Here is a 20174-nt window from a genome sequence, read left to right as displayed (position 1 = left end):
TTAATTTTGAAAGTTAACTTCGCAAAGTTACAAAGTTTTTAGACCTATTTATCTTAAAGTAATCAAAAAAAAGACTATCCGAGGATAGTCTTTAATTCTTATTTTTTCTCCAAAGTATCAAATTTTGATTCGACTACTTCATTTGGCCAAAAGTTATTGGTTACATCCACATCAGCTGTTTCTAATTTTGGATCCAATTGAATTTTTACTACTTTCTTTTCTGTAGCGAAAACTCGTTTAGCCGTTTCATTATTTTTTCTCCAAATTTGAGCTGGAAATTTTTGAGTTTCTGAAGTTCCATCTTCAAACTGAAGTTCTACGATAATTGGCATAATCAATCCTCCAGGTTTTGCAAATTCTACTTCGTAGAAAAACTTAGGAGCACTTAGTTTACTGATTTCTTCTGCAGTATAGTTTTTATTCAAATAATCATTTAATGCTTGAACTTTAGAATAATCAAAACCATTTTTTAATTCTGGTTTAAATTCTGTAGAACTTTCTAAAACCATTTTCAACATCGGTTGATTTTCATCACCAATTTTTCTTCCTCTTCTATTGAATTGTGCTTTTGCTTCTTTTGGATCTTGCTCAATAACATAATATTGTTTCACATCTTTCACTGCAATATCAGTAACGTCTGTTGAATAGAACCAACCTCTCCAAAACCAATCTAAATCTACCGCAGATGCATCTTCCATTGTTCTAAAGAAATCTTCTGGTGTAGGATGCTTAAATTTCCAACGGTTTGCATAGGTTTTGAAAGCGTGGTCAAACAATTCGTGACCCATAATGGTTTCTCTTAAAATATTTAAACCTGTAGCTGGTTTTCCGTATGCGTTGGCTCCAAAATTATAAATATTTTCAGAGTTTGACATAATTGGCTCTAAATATTGTTGGTTTCCTTTCATATAAGGAACAATATTTTTTGCTGGTCCACGCGTTGCAGGAAAGTTTGGATCAAATGATGTTTCAGTTAAATACTCCAGGAAAGTGTTTAGTCCTTCGTCCATCCAAGTCCATTGTCTTTCGTCTGAATTTACAATCATTGGAAAGAAATTATGCCCAACTTCGTGGATAATTACACCTAACATTCCATATTTAATTCTGTCGCTTACAAATCCCGTTTCATCTGGACGACCGTAGTTCCAACAAATCATTGGATATTCCATTCCTTGGTCTTCTGCAGAAACTGAAACTGCTTTTGTATACGGATAATCAAATGTATAATGAGAATATGTTTTTAAGGTGTGAGCAACTGCTTTTGTTGATAAATCTCCCCAAAGTGGATTTGCTTCTTTTGGATAAATAGAAATAGCCAATGGTTTATTTGTCGGTAAATCAACTGCCATTGCATCAATTATAAATTTTCTTGAAGTTGAAAACCCAAAATCACGTACATTTTGTGCTTTAAATTTCCATGTCTTCTTTTGGTCAGAAAAACTGCTTTCTTTTGCAACTGCTTCTTCTTGTGTTACAATAATAACTGGTTTATCAAATGTTTTTTCAGCTAATTCCCATCGTTTTACTTGAGCTGGTGTAAAAACTTCGCTTCTGTTTTGTAATACTCCTGTAGCTTCCATTACGTGGTCAGCAGGAACTGTAATATTTACTTCATAATCACCAAAAACTAAAGCAAATTCGCCTCTTCCCCAAAATTGCATATTTTGCCAACCTTCAACATCATTATAAACTGCCATTCTTGGGAAAAACTGTGCCATAACATACAAGCGATTTCCGTCTTTAAATTGTTCATAACCAGAACGACCATTGTTTGCTTGCTCTTGATAATTTACAATATTGTACCACCATTTGATTGAAAATGTAATTTTTTCACCGCTTTTTAATGGTTTAGCCAAATCTATACGCATCATAGTTTGATTCACTGTGTATTTCATTGCGTTTCCTTTAGCATCTTTTACATAGTCAATATTAAATCCACCAGGAAAAGGATTTTCAACGAATTTTTTTACAAATCCGTCAGTGGTAATACTTTTTGGAAGTGTTTCATTTTCTACCAAAGGAGTTTTAGAATCTGGTCTTTCAATATTTTGTTCTAATTGCACCCATAAATATTCTAAATTTTCGGGCGAATTATTGTGATATGTAATGGTTTCTGAACCATATAATTTTTTGTTTTTATCATCTAATTCCAGATTCATTTTGTAATCTGCTTTTTGCTGATAATAAGCTGGTCCGGGAGCACCTGAAGCCGTTCTGAACATATTAGGAGTTGCCATTTCATCATACATTTGGCGAAATTTATTCTCATTATAATGTCCTTGTACTTGCTTTTTTTCTTCTGGTTTTACTTCTTGGGCAGTTGCGCCAAAAGCTACTGCTAAAGATAAAAATGCACTGAAAACAATAGAATTTTTCATAATATAATGGGTAGTTTAATAGTCAATTTTTCCTTGTAATTCTGTATTAGTCAACAAAATGCTTTTTTTGTTACTATTTATATTTGTATGCACGATATTTTGTTGATCTGCATATACTTCTGTTAACAATGAATTATAAATTTCGAAGGTATTTATTTTTTTTGAGACAGCAATTTTTGTGTATAAAATTAACACATCGCCTTCTACTTCTCTTGCTAAAAACTCTATGTTTTGAGGTTTTTTATTAATCGATACTTTTATTTTTTCTTTTAGATAGCTTTTAATTAATTCTTCCGCTTCAGGTAATTCTTTAGTAGATGTTAAGTTTACTTTTTTGTTATACTTTTTAGTAAGTCCTTTTTCTAAATCGTCAATAAAAATTCGTGATGTTATTTCTACTCTCTTTTTTGATGGCACATAATCAATTTGGGTAACCGAAACATAAAATTTATGCGCACTAAATGAGCTTAAAAATAAAACGGCAAATAAAAGTAACAATTGTTTTTTCATGTGGTAAAAATAGGAATTATTCTTTTGCTTTTTGCAATTTGAATTCTTCCGATTTGTTAATTAAATATTCAATTAATTTTAGCTCATTTTCGGCTTTTAAAAGAGGCGAAAGTTCGTAAACGTTTAATTCGGCAAAACTCATAAACATTGGAATATCTTCGTTTTTAATTTTTAAGGTTTCCACAAAAAAATTGTGCGAAAATCGTTCCAGCATGTGTTCTGAAAATGATTTTGATTGTAAATCTCGTATTCTTCTTTCTTCAAAAACACGTTCTGAATTCTTTTTGGGGTCACCTTTTACCCCTAATAAACTTGACAATCCATTTATTAATGGCAAGAAACTAATCCCTGTTGGAGCAAACTGATTAGGCAGTGCAGTATTTATAGGCGTTCCCATTCTAACATCATCTTCATAGTGCTTTATTCTCATATCTATTTTAGAAAAACCTTCTCCATATACTTGAATTCGTTTGGTATCTTCTTTTAAGTCTCCCGTTAAAGTATAAGGTGTAATTATAATTTCATTTAATTCAGTAATTTTCACATGCAACTTTATTTCTAAAACTGGCAACCAAAAATCTTTATCTGTCAATACATATCGTTTTGAATCATAAGAAAGTCCTTGAATAAATAATGTATCCGTTGCTCTAGCGTTTATTGAAAATTTTCCGTCAACATCAGTAATTGCTCCAACATTTGAAGTAATATTATAGACAGTTAAATTTTCAACTTCTAAAGAGTCGGCAACTATTTTTCCGCGCAACACCTTTCGTTCTATCCCTTGCGAGAAACCAATTTGGGTTATTACTAAAATAAAAAAAAGTAAAATGTTATTTCTCATCTTTTGGTGATTTTTCTATTTCTATTTCTTTCAGTTTTAAATATTCAACTGCTAATTCTGATAAAATAAACGTTGCCATTGTTTTGTTTTTATCTTTCATAGCCCTTGCATACCTTTCATTATCAACAATATAAAACAAAAAACCATCAACATATTCTTCTGGAATGTTTAAGGTTTCTAGGAAATATTTTCTTTCAAAATAATCTGAAGTTTTGGCTTGTAATTGCTCTTTTCCTTCAACAACAACTTGATTTTTAAGCATCTTTGTCCTACCTGAAGCCCAATTAATTAATGGATCCAAAAGTCCAGTTGTTGCAGTTCTAACTTTTCGCTCAGCAGGTGTATATGTTTTTTGATTCGCTGGGACAATTCCTAATGAAACCGCATTAATATTTTTATATTTCGTTAATGTAATTTCATCAAGCTCACTAATTAATGATTTCATTTGAACGAAAATTAATTCTTCTTTTAAATCATTTTGCTTAATAATGTATTGTGTTGCTTTTAAATGAACCGCGCTAAATTGAAGTGTATCGCTAATCTTTACTTTTATATTAAAATAACCGCGAGCATCCGTAATTTCTCCAGTCTTTTGAGAAATATTAAAAATATGAATTCCTTCTAAACTATTAGACTCAGAAACTACTTTCCCTTTAATTAGTGTGTCATTTTGAGAAAAAATGAACATTGGAAAGATGAAAAAGAAGAAAAGTAGTTTTTTTAGCATGAATTAAATTTGAATATTTTTGTAAATGTACCAAATACACCTCAAAACGAAATCCTAACAAGATGATAAACTTATGTTAATAGAATGGTTTAAATTTGTAAAAAAAATCAATGAAAAATATACTTATTGCCAGCACCTCAACCTTGCACAACGGAAGTTATTTAGACTATTTATTACCTGAATTACAAGTGTTTTTTACCAATTGTAATGAAATTCTCTTTATTCCTTATGCACGCCCAAGTGGTATTTCGCATGAAGAATATACTAAGAAAGTAAGTGATGCTTTTGCAAAAATTAATATTTCTATCAAAGGAATTCACGAGTTTGAAAATCCGATAACTGCACTTGAAAATGCCAAAGGAATTTTTACTGGCGGAGGAAACACTTTTTTATTAGTAAGTCAATTATACAAAAATAACGTAATTGATACTTTAGAAAAAGTAGTTAAAAACGGAACACCATATCTTGGAACAAGCGCTGGAAGTAACATTTGCGGTTTAACCATGAGCACTACAAACGATATGCCGATTGTGTATCCGCCGAGTTTTAGAACATTAGGTTTTGTTTCGTTTAATATTAATCCGCATTATTTAGATCCAATTGAAGGTTCAACCCACATGGGTGAAACGCGCGAAACTAGAATTAATGAATTTCATCAATTTAATCCGCAACCTGTAGTTGGATTGAGAGAAGGAAGTTGGTTAGCTGTAAATGGTGATTCTATTAAATTAAAAGGAACTTTAACCGCACGAATTTTCAAAAGAGGCGAAACGCCAATAGAAGTTGTGCCAGAAACTGAGCTAAATGAATTGAAATAAAAAAAGCCTTGCAAATGCAAGGCTTTTTTATGGAGCGGAAGACGAGGCTCGAACTCGCGACAACCAGCTTGGAAGGCTGGAGCTCTACCAACTGAGCTACGTCCGCAGGTGATAATTTTTAATACTTTATCTTGTTTTGGAGCGGAAGACGAGGCTCGAACTCGCGACTACCAGCTTGGAAGGCTGGAGCTCTACCAACTGAGCTACTTCCGCAGGTGATAATTTTTAAAACTTTATCTTGTTTTGGAGCGGAAGACGAGGCTCGAACTCGCGACAACCAGCTTGGAAGGCTGGAGCTCTACCATCTGAGCTACTACCGCAGGTGATAATTTTTAAAACTTTCTCTTGTTTTGGAGCGGAAGACGAGGCTCGAACTCGCGACAACCAGCTTGGAAGGCTGGAGCTCTACCAACTGAGCTACTTCCGCAATTCAAAAAAGCAAATAAATACTTATTTTGTGGGTGCAAATATACTTTAAAAGTTTTTTTAATTGCAAATTTTTAAGCATATTTTTTCAATTCCTTTGTTATAAATTTGTTGACGCATTATCAATATTCGTTAATTCGTTAAAATATAAATAGTTAGAAATGCCTGTTGTCAAAAAAATTACTGCTTTAGAAACTTATACCGTTCGCCAAGAAGTATTAAGAAAAGGAAAACCAATCGAAACTTGTCATTTTATCGGAGATGATGCTACCACAACAACTCATTTTGGATTATTTGAAAACGAAAATATGATTGGAGCTGTTTCTGTTTATAAAACAAATTCACCTCTTTTTACAGAGAAGATACAATTTCAAATTAGAGGTATGGCAGTTTTAGAAGATTTTCAAAGCAAAGGATATGGTGAACAACTTTTAAAAGCTGCAGAAAACTTTTGTTTTGAAGAGAAAGCCGATTTAATTTGGTTTAATGCTCGTGAAAAGGCAATTCCATTTTATCAAAAATCTGGTTATAAAATAATTGGTAATGCCTTTGATATTCCAAATGTTGGCATTCATTTTGTGATGTTTAAGAAAAATTAAAAAGATTTTTATTACATTTATATGTCCAAATGGATTTTCACTATGAAAATAATTACTTCTCTATTATTACTGACCTTATTTATTTCTTGTAAAAAAGAAGAAAAAACTATTGCTTTTGATGATAGTATTATCAAAGATACTGTTCATGATGTAATTATTCGACCTGTTAATCCAGAACTTCTTAAAGACAAATCGGATAGCTTAAAATTATATTACCAAAAATTGAATTTTCACGAAATTTGGTATTTAGATGAAAACCGAAAAGACTTAATCAATGAAATCAAATTTTGCTATCAAGAAGGTTTAAATCCAAGAGACTATTCCGTTGAATTTATTGATATTTTAGAAGCAAAAAGAGCTGAGTTATCTGATGAAGACATTGTAAAATATGATATTTTACTTACAGAATCGTTTGAAAAATTAGCACTTCATTTACACAAAGGCAAATTAAATCCGAAAGAATTGTATACTGATTGGGATTTAAAACCTAAAGAAATTGCTCTTTCTCCTTTATTGGAAACAGCTATTAAAGAGAAAAAAGTAGCTTCGACCTTCAAAGAAATAAAACCAAATCATATTGTATATCAATTACTTAAAAAAAGTTTGATTGAATTAGATAAATTTCCAAATACAACATTTTCTAAAATCGAAATTAAAAAAGATAAAATTGTTTTGAACGACACTTTGCCAGAAATGGTAAAAATTAAAAAACGATTAGCCTATTGGAACGATTATAAAAATAAAGATAGTATTATATCTTGGGCTTATGATACATTAACTTTTAAAGCTGTCAAAAGATTTCAGGCTCGTCATGGGTTACTTCAAGATGGAGTTATTGGAAAAGGAACCTTAAATGCTTTAAACGTTACAAAAAATGAAAGAAGAGAACAAATTTTTGCTAATTTAGAAAGATGGCGTTGGTATCCAAACAATTTAGGAAAACAATACCTAATTGTAAATCTTCCGCAATATATATTGAATTATGTTGTGGATAATGACACTGTGGCTACACACAAAACAGTAGTAGGAACAGCAAAAAGAAAAACACCAATATTAACTTCAAAACTTTCTAACTTTGTTTTTAATCCTACCTGGACCATTCCTCCAACAATTATAAAAGAAGATTTAACACCATCTGCTTCAAAAAATAGAAATTATTTTCCATCTAGAAAACTTACTATTTACAATAATAAAGGGCAAGAAGTAAGCCCTTATGCATGGAATCCAGCAAGAGCAAACAGTTATCGATATGTTCAAAAACCAGGTTACAATAATTCGTTAGGATTAGTGAAATTTAATTTCCCTAACAATCACTTGGTTTATTTACATGATACAAATCACAGAGACTACTTTGCAAAAAACTTTCGTTCATTAAGTTCGGGTTGCGTTCGTGTTGAAAATCCGTTAATTTTAGCAAAACAAATTTTAGTCAAAGAAAATGCAAAAAAATGGGAATCTTCAGAAATTGATTCCATTATAAAACGAGAAAAAACAAAAACAGTGTCTGTTAAAGACACTGTAAATATTTATATTTTTTATTGGACAAGTTGGTTAGAAAACAATCAACTTCAATTTAGAGATGACATCTATAACTTAGATAAAGAATTATTTGAAAAACTCAGAAGTAATTAAGAAACTAACTTCGATTTAGCTACATAATTTCTTGAAGGATGATAAATAAAAATACACGATTTATCTTTGATAGTTTCGATTAATTTTTTGTGTACTTCATAAGGAACTGCAGGACAACCTTGACTTCTTCCAATATAACCTTGCGCTCTTGCTAGCTTTTTACTCACATAATCAGCTCCATGAATAACCACTGCTCTATCACGAGCCTTATCATTAATACCATATTCCATTCCGTCTAATCGTAATGATAACCCATGTTTTCCTTGGTAAACCTCTCCAGTTAAATAAAAACCTAAACTACTTTTATACGATTCGTTTTCGTTAGAAAAATTTGTAGCAAATTCAACACCCGAATTTCTTCCATGCGCAACTAATGATTTCAAAATTACTTTTTGAGTTTTCATGTCAATAACCCACATTCTTTCTTCAATCGAAGACAAGCTAAAGTCAATTACAGTTAAAATCTCATTTGTAATTTTACCTTGAGCTTTTAATTGCTCATATCCTTGAAAAGCAGCAAAAAAACTATCGAATTTTGGTAATGATAAATTATTTGCATCAATAGTAGTGTAAAATGTTTTGCACTTAGTTTCTAATGCTACTTTTGCATTTGAAGCTATTAATTTTGGATCTGTATTTGAAATTACATTTTTTTCTAAATCAGCTGTATTTAAAGGCTTGAACGAAAAAGCACAAAATAAAATCAGGGGCAAAAACTTGTAAATCATTGTTAATCTTGTAGTTATATTGTTGTTGAAAGTGCCAAATATATTTATTATTTTTTAATAAACAAATAAAAAAATGTTTTTTATCGAAATTTTAAGTATTTCATCGATTATTTTAAAAAAAGTTAAACATTATATAAAAAAAGTAGACCTATATGATAATCGCATAAATTTGTTCGTTAATTTTATTTTATATGGTAAATAAATCCAGCATCACATTACTTTTTTGCATTGCAGGTTTCTTTTTTTCGTTTTCACAAACTAAAAAAAGTGTTTCAACAAAAAAAACAACAGAAAACATTTCAATTGATGCTGAACTAAATGAAGCTTCTTGGAAAGATGCAGAAATTGCAACCGACTTTGTCTCTTTAGAACCAAAAAACGGAACGCCAATTCCTGAAGAATTTAAAACCGAAGTAAAAATCTTGTACTCTAATGATGCTATTTATATAGGAGCAAAATTGTATGACCCAAATCCTGAAAAAATTTTAAAAGAACTTGTTGAAAGAGATGAAATTGGTACTTCTGATTTTTTTGGTATTTTTATTAATGGATACAACGATGGTCAGCAAGAATTTAGATTTTTTGTAACCGCGGCCAATGGACAAGTCGACACAAATTTTACTTCATCAGAAGGTGAAGATGGTTCGTGGAACGCCATTTGGGAAAGTAATGCAAAAATTACTGATTTTGGTTATGTCATTGAAATGAAAATCCCTTATGCTGCACTTCGTTTTCCTGAAAAAGACAAACAAATTTGGGGACTTAACTTTTTTAGAGAAGTACGAAGAGAGCGCCAAAAATATACTTGGAGTCCTATTGACAATAAAATCGGAGCCATTTCGCAGCAAGCTGGACTCTTAACTGGAATTGAAAACATTAAAACTCCTACTCGATTGTTCTTAATTCCTTATTCTTCGTTTTACCTTTCCGGAAGCGAAACACAAAAAACCAAAGGCGAATTAAAAGGCGGCTTAGATATCAAATACGGAATCAACGATGCTTTTACTTTAGATGCGATTTTGGTTCCCGATTTTGGTCAAACCAAATTTGATAATGTGGTTTTGAATTTAGGTCCATTCGAACAACAATTCAACGAAAACCGACCATTTTTTACCGAAGGAACCGACTTATTTAGCAAAGGAAATTTATTGTATTCGAGAAGAATTGGACAAACTCCAGATTTGAATTTAAACTTAACTGAAAATGAATCAATAAACGAATATCCAGGAGCAATCAACTTAGTAAATGCATTAAAAATTTCTGGTCGTGATAAAGATGGATTAGGCATTGGATTCTTAAATGCTATTACCGAAAAAACAATAGCAACAGCAACAAATTCTGATGATAATTCTACTCGACAAGTGGAAATTTCTCCATTAACAAATTACAATGTAATGGTTTTTGATCAACGCTTTAATCAAAATTCTTCGATAACTTTTATTAACACAAATGTTACAAGAAACGGAAGTTTTAGAGATGCAAACGTAACAGGATTATTGTTTGATTTGAACAACAAAACCAATACATACAACCTTTCTGGAGGATTAAAATCGAGCAGTATTAATGATGTTGAAAATAAAAACGGTTATAACGCATCGTTATATTTTGCAGAAACAAACGGAAAATTTAGATATAGCTTTGGAAGCGAATATATGTCAAAAGATTTCGAAATCAACGATTTAGGAATTAATTTCAGAACCAATTATTATTCGTTTTCAGGAAACACAAACTATCGAATTTTAAATCCAAACAAAACCTTCAATACCTTTAGAATCAACTTAAATTCTTACTTTGAATTTTATACGCCAACAAACCAAATTCAAGCAAGTAATTTTAATGTAAACTTAAATTCTACTAACAAGAAAAATCATTTTTTTGGTGGAGGAATTGACTTTAATCCGTTTAAAAATTACGATTATTATGAACCTCGTGTTACGAATAGATTTTTTGTAAAACCAGAAACCGCTGGAGGATGGCTTTACTTTTCTTCAAACTATAACAACAAATTCGCTATCGATTTTGAGCCTTTCATAACGCACGTAATCAACGAAAATAGATACGAAGCTGGAGTAAATATTAGTCCAAGATATCGTTTTAGCGATAAGTTTTCATTGGTTTACGGCTTCAATTATTTTAAACAAAAAAACGATATTGGTTTTATTGATTTCGAAGATTCAAATATCATTTTTGCTCGAAGAGATAGAGATACTTACACCAATTCTATTACAAGTAAATTTTCGATTAGTAGTGTAATGAATTTCAATTTGTCGGTGAGACATTATTGGTCATTAGCCGAAAACAATAAAATCAATAATCTGAACGAAGATGGAAGTTTATCAATTAACAATACTTATACAGGTAACCGAAACTCAAACTTCAGTACTTGGAATTTAGATTTATCCTATTCTTGGTGGTTTGCTCCAGGAAGTCAAATGTCGATTTTGTACCGAAACAACGCAGGTACTTTTGATAGAACTATAAATAAAGATTTTGGTTCTAATTTCTCTAACTTATTTGAAGACAATTTGAATCATGTTTTATCGGTAAGTGTTCGTTATTTTATTGACTACAACCAAGCCAAAAACTGGATTAAAAAAGGATAAATCACTTAATCGTTTTCGTAATTTTAAGTCGCTTTTTCATTTAGAAATTTATCAATTGTTTATCTTTGTACAAACACACAAAAATGAACAAAAAAGTAATTTTAATGATATTGGACGGTTGGGGAAAATCGCCCGATCCGAGAGTTTCTGCAATTGATAACGCCAACACACCTTTTATTGATAGTTTATACACCAAATACCCGAATGCGCAACTAAGAACCGATGGTTTAAACGTAGGTTTGCCAGAAGGTCAAATGGGAAATTCAGAAGTTGGTCACATGAATTTAGGCGCTGGTCGAATTGTGTATCAAGATTTAGCAAAAATAAATTTAGCTGTTCAAAACAAAAACGTAAATCAAGAAAAACCACTTATTGATGCCTTCAAATATGCGTTAGAAAACAATAAAAAATTACATTTTTTAGGATTAGTTTCTAATGGTGGCGTACATTCTCATACCTCACATTTATACGGATTATTGGACGCAGCTAAAGAATATGGTTTAGAAAAAATATTTGTTCATGCCTTTACCGATGGTCGTGATGTAGATCCAAAATCGGCTTTATTAGACATCGCAAATTTAGAAGAATATGTAAAAGATTCTAATGCGAAAATTGCAACTGTAATCGGTAGATATTATGCAATGGATCGAGATAAACGTTGGGAACGCGTTAAATTAGCCTATGATTTGCTGGTAAATTCAATTGGACATCACACTACAAATTTTGTAGAAAGCATACAAAAAAGTTATGATGAAAATGTAACAGACGAGTTTATTCAACCCTTGATTAAGGTCGATGAAAATAACGAACCATTAACAAAAATCGAAAATGATGATGTGGTAATTTTCTTTAATTTTAGAACAGATAGAGGAAGAGAATTAACCGAAGTTTTATCGCAAAAAGACTTTCACGAATTCAATATGCACAAACTGAATTTGTATTATGTTACGATGACCAATTACGATGACACCTATAAAAATGTTCACGTAATTTACGACAAAGATAATATTACTGAAACACTTGGCGAGGTTTTAGAAAAAGCCAATAAAAAACAAATTCGTATTGCAGAAACTGAGAAATATCCGCACGTAACCTTTTTCTTTTCTGGCGGAAGAGAAGAACCTTTTGTAGGAGAAACGCGTATTTTAAAAAATTCGCCAAAAGTAGCCACTTACGATTTACAACCCGAAATGAGTGCTTTTGAACTAAAAGATGCTTTAGTCTCTGAATTGAAAAAAGGTGAAGTTGATTTTGTTTGTTTAAATTTCGCCAATGGCGATATGGTGGGTCATACTGGTGTTATGTCGGCTGCTATTAAAGCGTGCGAAGCTGTTGATGTTTGCGTAAAAGAAGTGGTTGAAACAGCTTTAGAAAATAATTACACAACAATAATCATCGCCGATCACGGAAATTGTGAAACGATGATTAATCCTGACGGTTCGCCAAACACAGCACATACAACCAATCCTGTGCCAATTATTTTAGTAGATAAAGAGTTGAAAACGATTCATGATGGTGTTTTGGGCGATATTGCTCCTACTATTTTAGATTTAATGGGAATTGAAAAACCCGCAGTAATGACTTGTAAATCTCTATTATAATGAAAAATATATTATTATTATTAATCTGTTTATCATTTTTTGGATGTACAACAACTTTCAAAACATCAAATGGTGAGGATGGAAAACCAGGAGAAGACGGTAAACCTGGAACTGAACAAAAAGGTGAAGATGGTGAAGATGGCAAAAATGGACAAAGTAAAAACACAACAATAGGCATAAAAGTATAAGTTTATTAATCCCGATTCGTCGGGATTTTTTTTGAACAATTCTAAAATAAAAGTTAAACTTTTATATATCAATAGTATTACTATTATATTTGCATTGTAAAATATTGAATCATGCAAAATTTACTATCAAATCTAAAAATAACCATCAACGAAAAATTATACGTTAAAGATCCAGAGACTTCTGAATTAGGACGTAATATTTTAAAAAACAGCATCTTACTAATCGATGAAATTGGCTTTGAAGCGTTTACTTTCAAAAAATTAGGCGAGAAAATTCAATCAAATGAAAGTTCTATTTATCGCTATTTTGAAAACAAGCACAAACTATTGGTTTACCTTACTTCGTGGTATTGGTCTTGGATGGAATATCGTATGGCTTTTGCCACTACAAATGTTACAAATCCAATTGAAAAATTAGAAAAAGCAATTAAATTGGTAACAGAAAATGTAACTGATGACCATGCAACACCACACATTAATGAAGAAATTCTAAGTCGAATAATCGTTGAAGAATTCACTAAAACTTTAATGACAAAAGAAGTTGATAACGAAAATAAAGACGGCTTTTTCTTAGTGTACAAAAGAGTTGTTAATCGAATAATTGACATCATAAAAGAAGTGAATCCAGATTATCCTTACGCAAAAAGTTTAGCTTCAAACATTGTAGAAGGTTCACTGCATCAACATTTTTTAAAAAATCATTTAAAAACTATTACTAACTTATCTGAAAAAGAATGCGCTACAGATTTCTATACAGATATGGCTAAAAAAATTCTACTATGACACCATTAAAAAGATTTAAAAACCTCATCTTAATCGACAAACAAGATATTTACCAAATCTTCTTGTATTCCATTATTGCAGGATTAATTAGTTTGTCTTTGCCTTTGGGAATTCAATCAATCATCAACTTTATTCAGGCGGGAAAAGTTAGTACTTCTTGGATAATCTTAGTAGTTATTGTTGTGGTTGGAGTAGCTTTTGTAGGATTGTTAAAAATTATGCAATTCAGAATCACCGAAAACTTACAACAAAAAATATTTGTGCGCTCGTCTTTTGAATTTGCTTATCGATTTCCAAAAATAAAATTCAACGAATTACACAATCAATATCCGCCAGAATTAGCGAATCGCTTTTTTGATACATTAACCGTTCAAAAAGGATTTTCTAAACTTTTATTGGATATTTCTGGAGCTGCTTTACAAATCATTTTCGGAATTATCTTGCTGTCTTTGTATCATTCCTTTTTTATCTTTTTCGGATTAGTACTTTTGATTTTGTTATACTTAATTTTCAAAATCAACTTTAATTTAGGATTAGAAACTAGCTTAAAAGAATCGAAATACAAATATAAAATCGCACATTGGTTACAAGAAATTGCAAGAAATCACTTGAGTTTTAAAAGCAATTCTATTTTTAATTTTTCATTACACAAAAACGACAAATTAGTTAATGAATATCTAAAACAACGTGAAAGTCATTTTCAGGTCTTGATGAAACAATTCATTCAGTTAACTGGATTTAAAATCTTAATTACTGCTGGTTTATTAATAATTGGAGGATTACTAGTAATCAATCAGCAAATGAACATCGGGCAATTCGTTGCGGCTGAAATTATCATTTTAAGTATCATTGCAGCCGTTGAAAAACTATTTTCTGGATTAGAATTGTTTTATGATGTATTGACTTCTTTAGAAAAATTAGGTTCGGTTGTGGATATGGAATTAGAAGAAGATGTTCAAAATTCTAACTATTTAGTCGATAAAAACAAAATAACGATTGAAACAGAAAACGTTTCTTTTTCATATCCAAAATCCGACAAAGAAATACTAAAAAACATCAATTTATCAATTGAACCAAAACAGCACACCTTAATTTTAGGCGAAAATGGTTCTGGGAAAACAACTCTAATTCGTTTATTAGCAAGATTAATTGAACCATCTTCTGGAAGTATTTTCATCAATAATACCAATTACAAAAAATATTCTTCAGACGAATATCGCTCAAAAATTGGAATTATCACAGCACACGAAATGCCATTTGAAGGCACAATTTTAGAAAATATTACGTGTAACAATCCAGAAATTAAAATGGAAACGGTTTTTGATTTAATTGAAAAATTAAAACTTACCGAAGCCATCAAGGCTCTTCCAAAAGGATTAGACACGCAAATTTCATCGGAAGGCAAACAAATTAATTCATCAACCATTCAAAAAATTGTTTTGGCACGTTGTATCATCAACCAACCCAAATTACTGTTTTTAGAAAATCCTTTAGACAAATCAGACGAACAAAGTTGCAGAGAAATTTTAGATTTTTTAAGCGATGAAAAACATCCTTGGACGTTAATCGTTGTAAGTAAAAATAGTTATTGGAAACAAATTTGTAAACAAACTATTCTTCTAGAAAAAGGAGAAATTAAAGCAAATTAACTATGTTAAACATCACAAAAAATAGAATTGATCAATTTGTTAAGTTAGAGCAATTCAAATCGGGACAAATATTTAAAGAACAAAAGCATTACAAAGTAATTCGCAAGATTATTTGGGCATTTGTCATCATTTGCATTTTGTTTCTTTTTCTTCCTTGGACACAAAACATTCAAGGCGCTGGAAATGTAACCACTTTGAAACCAAATCAACGTCCGCAAACCATTCAAACTATTATTGGTGGTAGAATTGAAAAATGGTATGTAAACGAAGGTGACTTTGTAAAAAAAGGCGATACTATTTTATTCATATCTGAAATAAAAGAAGATTATTTAGATCCGAATTTAGTTGAAAACACAGGTAATCAAGTAAAAGCAAAAGAAAATGCAGTAACTTCTTATGCCGATAAAGTAAAAGCGCTTGAAGCTCAAATGGGTGCTATTCAGAATGAAAAAAATCTAAAATTTAAACAAGCACAAAACAAACTAAAACAATCGTATTTAAAAGTACAAAGTGATAGTATTGATTTTGAAGCTACAAAAACCCAACTTAAAATTGCTAAAACACAATACAATCGTTCAGTAAATTTAAACAAAGAAGGTTTAAAACCAATGACCGATGTGGAAGAAAAACGCATGAAGTTACAAGAAACTGAAGCAAAAATTATTACACAAGAAAACAAATACATTGCGAGCAAAAATGAAGTATTGAATGCTACAATGGAACTCAACAGAATTAGTGCTGAATATGCCGAAAAAAACGCCAAAGCAAGTAGTGATAAACAAACGGCTTTGAGTTCACAATTTGATACCGAAGCACAAGTAAACAAGCTGAAAAATCAGTACAAAAACTATCAAATTAGAAATGGTTTGTATTATATCACCGCTCCACAAGATGGTTATGTAAACCGAGCTTTGCAATCGGGAATTGGCGAAACAATTAAGGAAGGAACTGCTGTTGTGAGCATTATGCCAGCTAAATATGATATTGCCGTAGAAACTTATATCGAACCAATGGATTTCCCATTGATTAACAAAGGCGAAAAAGTTAGAGTTTGGTTTGATGGTTGGCCTACAATTGTTTTTAGTGGTTGGCCTGGTGTTTCCTACGGAACTTTTGGCGGTATAATTGTTGCCAAAGAAAATTTCATTAGTCCAAACGGAAAATATCGTGTGCTAATTGCACCAGATCCAAACGATAAAAAATGGCCAGAACAATTAAGCATTGGTGCCGGAACACAATCTTTAGCTTTGTTAGACAATGTGCCTATTTGGTTTGAAATTTGGCGAACTCTAAATGGTTTTCCACCTAATTTTTATCAACCAACAACCACCGAAAACACTAAGAAATAATGAAACCGAAACTATTTTATATCTTCCTTTTCATTTGTAGTTGGATGAGTTTGTTTGGACAAAATTCACCAACCGAATTCACCTACAATGAATTTTTAGGATATGTAAAAAAATACCATCCTTTAGTAAAACAAGCCGATTTAAAACTCAACGAAGCCCAAGCCAATTTAATGCAAGCTCGTGGTGCTTTTGATCCAAAAATTGAAGTTGATTTTAGCGAAAAGCAATTCAAAGACAGTGAATATTATTCGATTTTAAACAGCAGTTTTAAAATTCCAACTTGGTACGGAATCGAACTAAAAGCAGGATTTGATAACTCTGAAGGAATTTATGTAAATCCAGAAAATACGTTACCAAATAGCGGATTAACTTCGTTTGGAATTTCAGTTCCTGTAGGACAAGGTTTGTTCATTAATCAACGAATGGCTGATTTGAGAAAAGCCAAAATTGCCAGAAATTTAAACGTTGCTGAAAGAAATTTACAAGCAGTTGAAGTAATTTATGAAGCTTCTGTGAGCTACATGAATTGGAAAAGAAGTTTTGATGAAGTAAAATTATATGAAACTTATTTAGAAAATGCTTTAATTCGTTACAACGGTGTTTCAAAATTAATCGAAGAAGGTGACAAACCAGCAATTGATAGTGTAGAAGCAGGAATTGCAGTAAAAACTCGAAGATTAAATTTAGAAGATGCGAAGTTAAAATTAACCAAAGCAAAATTAGAATTGTCAAACTATTTGTGGTTAGAAAATAATATTCCTTTAGAACTGAATGACAATTTATATCCTGAAACAACGTTATCCAAAACAATCAAAGAGGTTTTACAGATAAATGAATTAGGAACAATTGATTTAGACAATCATCCAAAAATTCAAGCTTTAGATGCTAAAATTGCAATGTTAAAAGTGGATCGAAAACTAAAAGCAAATGCACTTTTGCCCAAGTTAGATTTGAGTTACAATTATTTATCAGAGCCAAGTTATATTGACAATTATCGCTTTGAAGATTATAAAATAGGAGTAAATTTTGCGTTTCCAATATTTTTACGAAAAGAACGCGGAAGTTTAAAATTAGCCGATTTAAAAATTCAGGATTCAGAATTTGGTTTGCAATTTGAACGAAAAAATTTAGAAAACAAAATCAAAGCACAACAACAAGAAATAGTTTCACTTGAAAAACAACAAGATTACAATAACAAACTGGTTAAAGACTTTTCAACATTGCTAAACGCTGAAGACCGATTATTTGAAATGGGAGAAAGTTCGTTGTTTGTAATTAACTCAAGAGAGAATTCTTTAGTTAGTTCCCAACTCAATGAAATTGCTTTAGAAAACCGTTATTTGAATGCGATAATTGGTTTGTATAAAACCATTGCAAACCCACAATAAACTAAAAAACCTCCACAATGTGGAGGTTTTTTTTCGTTTTATATCCAAAAATATTAGTAACGACTTCTTGTTGAGTTTTCTCTATTGTTAGAGTAACCGCCTCTACTTCCACCTGAATTACGATCGAAGCTTCTTCTTTCGCCTTCTGGTTTTGGTTCAGATTTGTTAACAACGATTTTTCTACCTTCGATAGTTCCACCGTTTAATTCGTCGATTGCTTTTTGAGCCTCAGCATCATTAGCCATTTCAACAAATCCAAATCCTTTACTTCTTCCGGTAAATTTGTCAGAGATAATTTTAACTGATTCAACAGCTCCATACTCTTCAAAATAACCTCTTAAATCTGCTTCCTCTACACTGAAAGGAAGACTTCCTACAAAAATGTTCATCTATGAAAAATTTAATTCCTTACAAAGGTAGACTATTTAATGTTGTGAAAAGGTTAAAGTTTGGTTTATTTTCAAAAACAAGCCTTTTTAGCTAAAAAATTCAAAATCAAAAAGTTAGTTTTTTGAGAAGTTTTTAATTTTTTAGAATCTTTTCAACAAAAAAGGACAACCTTTCGATTGTCCCTTTTCTATAGTTCAGTTCTTATTTATTTACAACCCGTCATTTCATAGTAAGCGCGTTCCACTGCTTCTTGATGCGTTGGATGCGCAATTTTTACCAATTCAGTAACACGTTGTTTTAAAGTTTTACCATATAAATCGGCAATTCCGTTTTCGGTTATAATATAATGTACGTGTGCTCTTGTGGTTACCACACCAGCACCTTGTTTTAAATAGGGTACTATTCTACTTTCGCCTCTTTTAGTAATTGAAGGCAATGCAATAATTGCTTTTCCACCTTCACTTAATGATGCACCTCGAATAAAATCCATTTGACCTCCTACTCCAGAATACATGGAACTTCCTATAGAATCAGCACAAACTTGTCCTGTAACATCCACTTCAATTGCAGAATTTATAGAAACCATTCTTGGGTTTTTACGAATGCGAGCCGTATCATTAACCATAGAAGATTCTTTCATTTCGATAAATGGATTATCATCTACAAAATCGTACAAGCGCTTAGATCCAATTAAAAAGGTTGCCAAAGCTCTTCCGCGTAATGTTCCTTTGTAATTACAATTGATCACATCGTTTTCAATTAAATCAATAACACCATCAGAAAACATTTCGGTATGCAAACCTAAATCTTTGTGATTTGTTAATTTACTCAAAGCCGCATTAGGAATTGAACCAATTCCCATTTGAAGCGTACTTTTATTTTCTATCAAAGAAGCCACATAAGTTCCGATTTTTTCTTCTTCTGTTGTGAATGGGGTTACATCGTGTGCAAAAATTGGCACATTTACTTCCACCAAATAATCAATTTCTGAAACGTGCATAATTCCATCACCAAACGTTCTTGGCATGTTTGGATTCACTTGTGCTATAACCGTTTTTGCATTTTCAATCGCTGCTACAGTTGCTTCTACAGAAACGCCTAACGAACAATATCCATGCGAATCTGGTGGTGAAACATGAATGAAAGTCACATCTAATTTTAGCACATTTTTACGAAATAATAACGGCAATTCGCTTAAAAAAACGGGTGTATAAGAACCATTCCCAGCTTTTAATGTGTGACGCACATTAGCTCCAATAAAAAAAGAATTAACATGAAAACTTTCTGCTAATTCAGGATTAGCATAAGGCGCATCACCTTCGGTGTGCAAATGGCAAATTTCTACATTTCTTAATTCTGATGCTCTATCGGTTAATGCTTTTGTTAAGATTGTTGGTGTAGCGGCGGCGGCTTGAACATAAACCCTATCACCACTTTTTACTACTTGTACAGCTTCTGCTGCGGTTACATATTTTCCCATACCTAATGAAATTTATACTGCAAATTTATGTTGGAATTTAAGCATAAAATATGACATTACTCATATTTAGTTAAGGGTTTTAGA

17 protein-coding genes and 4 tRNA genes are annotated in these 20174 nt (G+C 31.4%); 10 read left to right on the top strand and 11 right to left on the bottom strand.

Annotated features, from left to right (window positions below; all coding sequences use genetic code 11):
* Positions 1 to 98: 98 nt before the first annotated feature.
* From M9Q43_RS11100 to M9Q43_RS11085, 4 genes are read right to left on the bottom strand one after another with little or no spacing between them, the layout of a single operon-like run.
* The gene (locus M9Q43_RS11100; protein WP_262318970.1) at positions 99 to 2378 is read right to left on the bottom strand and encodes a M1 family metallopeptidase; all 2280 of its coding nucleotides are present in this window, start codon (positions 2376 to 2378) and stop codon (positions 99 to 101) included.
* A gap of 15 nt (positions 2379 to 2393) precedes the next feature.
* Positions 2394 to 2888 (bottom strand): DUF6702 family protein, encoded by a 495-nt coding sequence (locus M9Q43_RS11095; RefSeq protein ID WP_262318969.1) that lies wholly within the window; start codon positions 2886 to 2888, stop codon positions 2394 to 2396.
* A gap of 16 nt (positions 2889 to 2904) precedes the next feature.
* Complete coding sequence (locus M9Q43_RS11090) at positions 2905 to 3729, bottom strand: carboxypeptidase-like regulatory domain-containing protein (RefSeq protein ID WP_262318968.1); 825 nt, start codon at positions 3727 to 3729, stop codon at positions 2905 to 2907.
* Complete coding sequence (locus tag M9Q43_RS11085) at positions 3719 to 4456, bottom strand: carboxypeptidase-like regulatory domain-containing protein (RefSeq protein ID WP_262318967.1); 738 nt, start codon at positions 4454 to 4456, stop codon at positions 3719 to 3721. Before M9Q43_RS11085 ends, M9Q43_RS11090 begins: the two co-directional genes overlap by 11 nt.
* Before the next feature lie 110 nt (positions 4457 to 4566).
* Between M9Q43_RS11085 and pepE the strand changes: the two genes are divergently transcribed.
* Positions 4567 to 5274 carry a dipeptidase PepE gene (gene pepE, locus M9Q43_RS11080; protein ID WP_262318966.1) on the top strand — a complete coding sequence of 236 codons (708 nt, stop codon included), beginning with the start codon at positions 4567 to 4569 and terminating at the stop codon, positions 5272 to 5274.
* A 30-nt stretch (positions 5275 to 5304) separates the two neighbouring features.
* On the opposite strand, the gene M9Q43_RS11075 is transcribed toward pepE, so the two are convergent.
* From M9Q43_RS11075 to M9Q43_RS11060, 4 genes are all read right to left on the bottom strand, one after another.
* A tRNA-Gly gene (locus M9Q43_RS11075) sits at positions 5305 to 5380 on the bottom strand.
* A gap of 31 nt (positions 5381 to 5411) precedes the next feature.
* A tRNA-Gly gene (locus M9Q43_RS11070) sits at positions 5412 to 5487 on the bottom strand.
* 31 nt (positions 5488 to 5518) lie between these two features.
* Positions 5519 to 5594, bottom strand: a tRNA-Gly gene (locus M9Q43_RS11065).
* A gap of 31 nt (positions 5595 to 5625) precedes the next feature.
* Positions 5626 to 5701, bottom strand: a tRNA-Gly gene (locus M9Q43_RS11060).
* Between the two features lie 160 nt (positions 5702 to 5861).
* On the opposite strand from M9Q43_RS11060, the gene M9Q43_RS11055 reads away from it, so the two are divergent.
* A complete protein-coding gene (locus M9Q43_RS11055) occupies positions 5862 to 6299 on the top strand; it encodes a GNAT family N-acetyltransferase (protein ID WP_262318965.1) in 438 nt (145 codons plus the stop codon).
* Between the two features lie 42 nt (positions 6300 to 6341).
* Positions 6342 to 7931, top strand: coding sequence for a L,D-transpeptidase family protein (locus M9Q43_RS11050; RefSeq protein WP_262318964.1), 1590 nt, complete (start codon positions 6342 to 6344; stop codon positions 7929 to 7931).
* On the opposite strand, the gene M9Q43_RS11045 is transcribed toward M9Q43_RS11050, so the two are convergent.
* Complete coding sequence (locus tag M9Q43_RS11045) at positions 7928 to 8659, bottom strand: murein L,D-transpeptidase catalytic domain family protein (protein ID WP_262318963.1); 732 nt, start codon at positions 8657 to 8659, stop codon at positions 7928 to 7930. The two genes, M9Q43_RS11050 and M9Q43_RS11045, sit on opposite strands and share 4 nt — an antisense overlap.
* A 191-nt stretch (positions 8660 to 8850) precedes the next feature.
* Between M9Q43_RS11045 and M9Q43_RS11040 the strand changes: the two genes are divergently transcribed.
* The 7 genes from M9Q43_RS11040 to M9Q43_RS11010 all read left to right on the top strand — a co-directional run bounded on the left by M9Q43_RS11040 (position 8851) and on the right by M9Q43_RS11010 (position 18220).
* On the top strand, positions 8851 to 11262 hold the full coding sequence (locus M9Q43_RS11040) for a carbohydrate binding family 9 domain-containing protein (protein ID WP_262318962.1): 2412 nt from the start codon (positions 8851 to 8853) through the stop codon (positions 11260 to 11262).
* A gap of 83 nt (positions 11263 to 11345) precedes the next feature.
* Positions 11346 to 12863: a 2,3-bisphosphoglycerate-independent phosphoglycerate mutase gene (gene gpmI / locus M9Q43_RS11035; protein ID WP_262318961.1), complete on the top strand. Its 1518-nt coding sequence runs from the start codon at positions 11346 to 11348 to the stop codon at positions 12861 to 12863.
* A complete protein-coding gene (locus M9Q43_RS11030; RefSeq protein ID WP_262318960.1) occupies positions 12863 to 13051 on the top strand; it encodes a hypothetical protein in 189 nt (62 codons plus the stop codon). Before gpmI ends, M9Q43_RS11030 begins: the two co-directional genes overlap by 1 nt.
* A gap of 111 nt (positions 13052 to 13162) precedes the next feature.
* On the top strand, positions 13163 to 13834 hold the full coding sequence (locus M9Q43_RS11025; protein ID WP_262318959.1) for a TetR/AcrR family transcriptional regulator: 672 nt from the start codon (positions 13163 to 13165) through the stop codon (positions 13832 to 13834).
* Complete coding sequence (locus M9Q43_RS11020) at positions 13831 to 15483, top strand: peptidase domain-containing ABC transporter (RefSeq protein ID WP_262318958.1); 1653 nt, start codon at positions 13831 to 13833, stop codon at positions 15481 to 15483. The genes M9Q43_RS11025 and M9Q43_RS11020 overlap by 4 nt, the downstream gene beginning before the upstream one ends.
* A gap of 2 nt (positions 15484 to 15485) precedes the next feature.
* Positions 15486 to 16832 (top strand): HlyD family secretion protein, encoded by a 1347-nt coding sequence (locus tag M9Q43_RS11015; protein WP_262318957.1) that lies wholly within the window; start codon positions 15486 to 15488, stop codon positions 16830 to 16832.
* Positions 16832 to 18220 carry a TolC family protein gene (locus tag M9Q43_RS11010; protein ID WP_408611262.1) on the top strand — a complete coding sequence of 463 codons (1389 nt, stop codon included), beginning with the start codon at positions 16832 to 16834 and terminating at the stop codon, positions 18218 to 18220. The genes M9Q43_RS11015 and M9Q43_RS11010 overlap by 1 nt, the downstream gene beginning before the upstream one ends.
* 53 nt (positions 18221 to 18273) lie before the next feature.
* Here the strand turns inward: M9Q43_RS11010 and M9Q43_RS11005 are convergent, their stop codons facing one another.
* Together M9Q43_RS11005 and M9Q43_RS11000 are read right to left on the bottom strand one after the other, a co-directional pair.
* Positions 18274 to 18609 carry an RNA recognition motif domain-containing protein gene (locus tag M9Q43_RS11005; RefSeq protein WP_153201406.1) on the bottom strand — a complete coding sequence of 112 codons (336 nt, stop codon included), beginning with the start codon at positions 18607 to 18609 and terminating at the stop codon, positions 18274 to 18276.
* A 206-nt stretch (positions 18610 to 18815) separates the two neighbouring features.
* Positions 18816 to 20090 carry an acetyl-CoA hydrolase/transferase family protein gene (locus tag M9Q43_RS11000; RefSeq protein WP_262318956.1) on the bottom strand — a complete coding sequence of 425 codons (1275 nt, stop codon included), beginning with the start codon at positions 20088 to 20090 and terminating at the stop codon, positions 18816 to 18818.
* Positions 20091 to 20174: the final 84 nt, after the last annotated feature.

The sequence above is a fragment of the Flavobacterium odoriferum genome (assembly GCF_025499515.1).
In the GTDB taxonomy this organism is placed as follows: Bacteria; Bacteroidota; Bacteroidia; order Flavobacteriales; family Flavobacteriaceae; genus Flavobacterium; species Flavobacterium odoriferum.
Note: the sequence above shows the minus strand (reverse complement) of the source record. Positions and strands in the feature narration are given on the sequence as shown.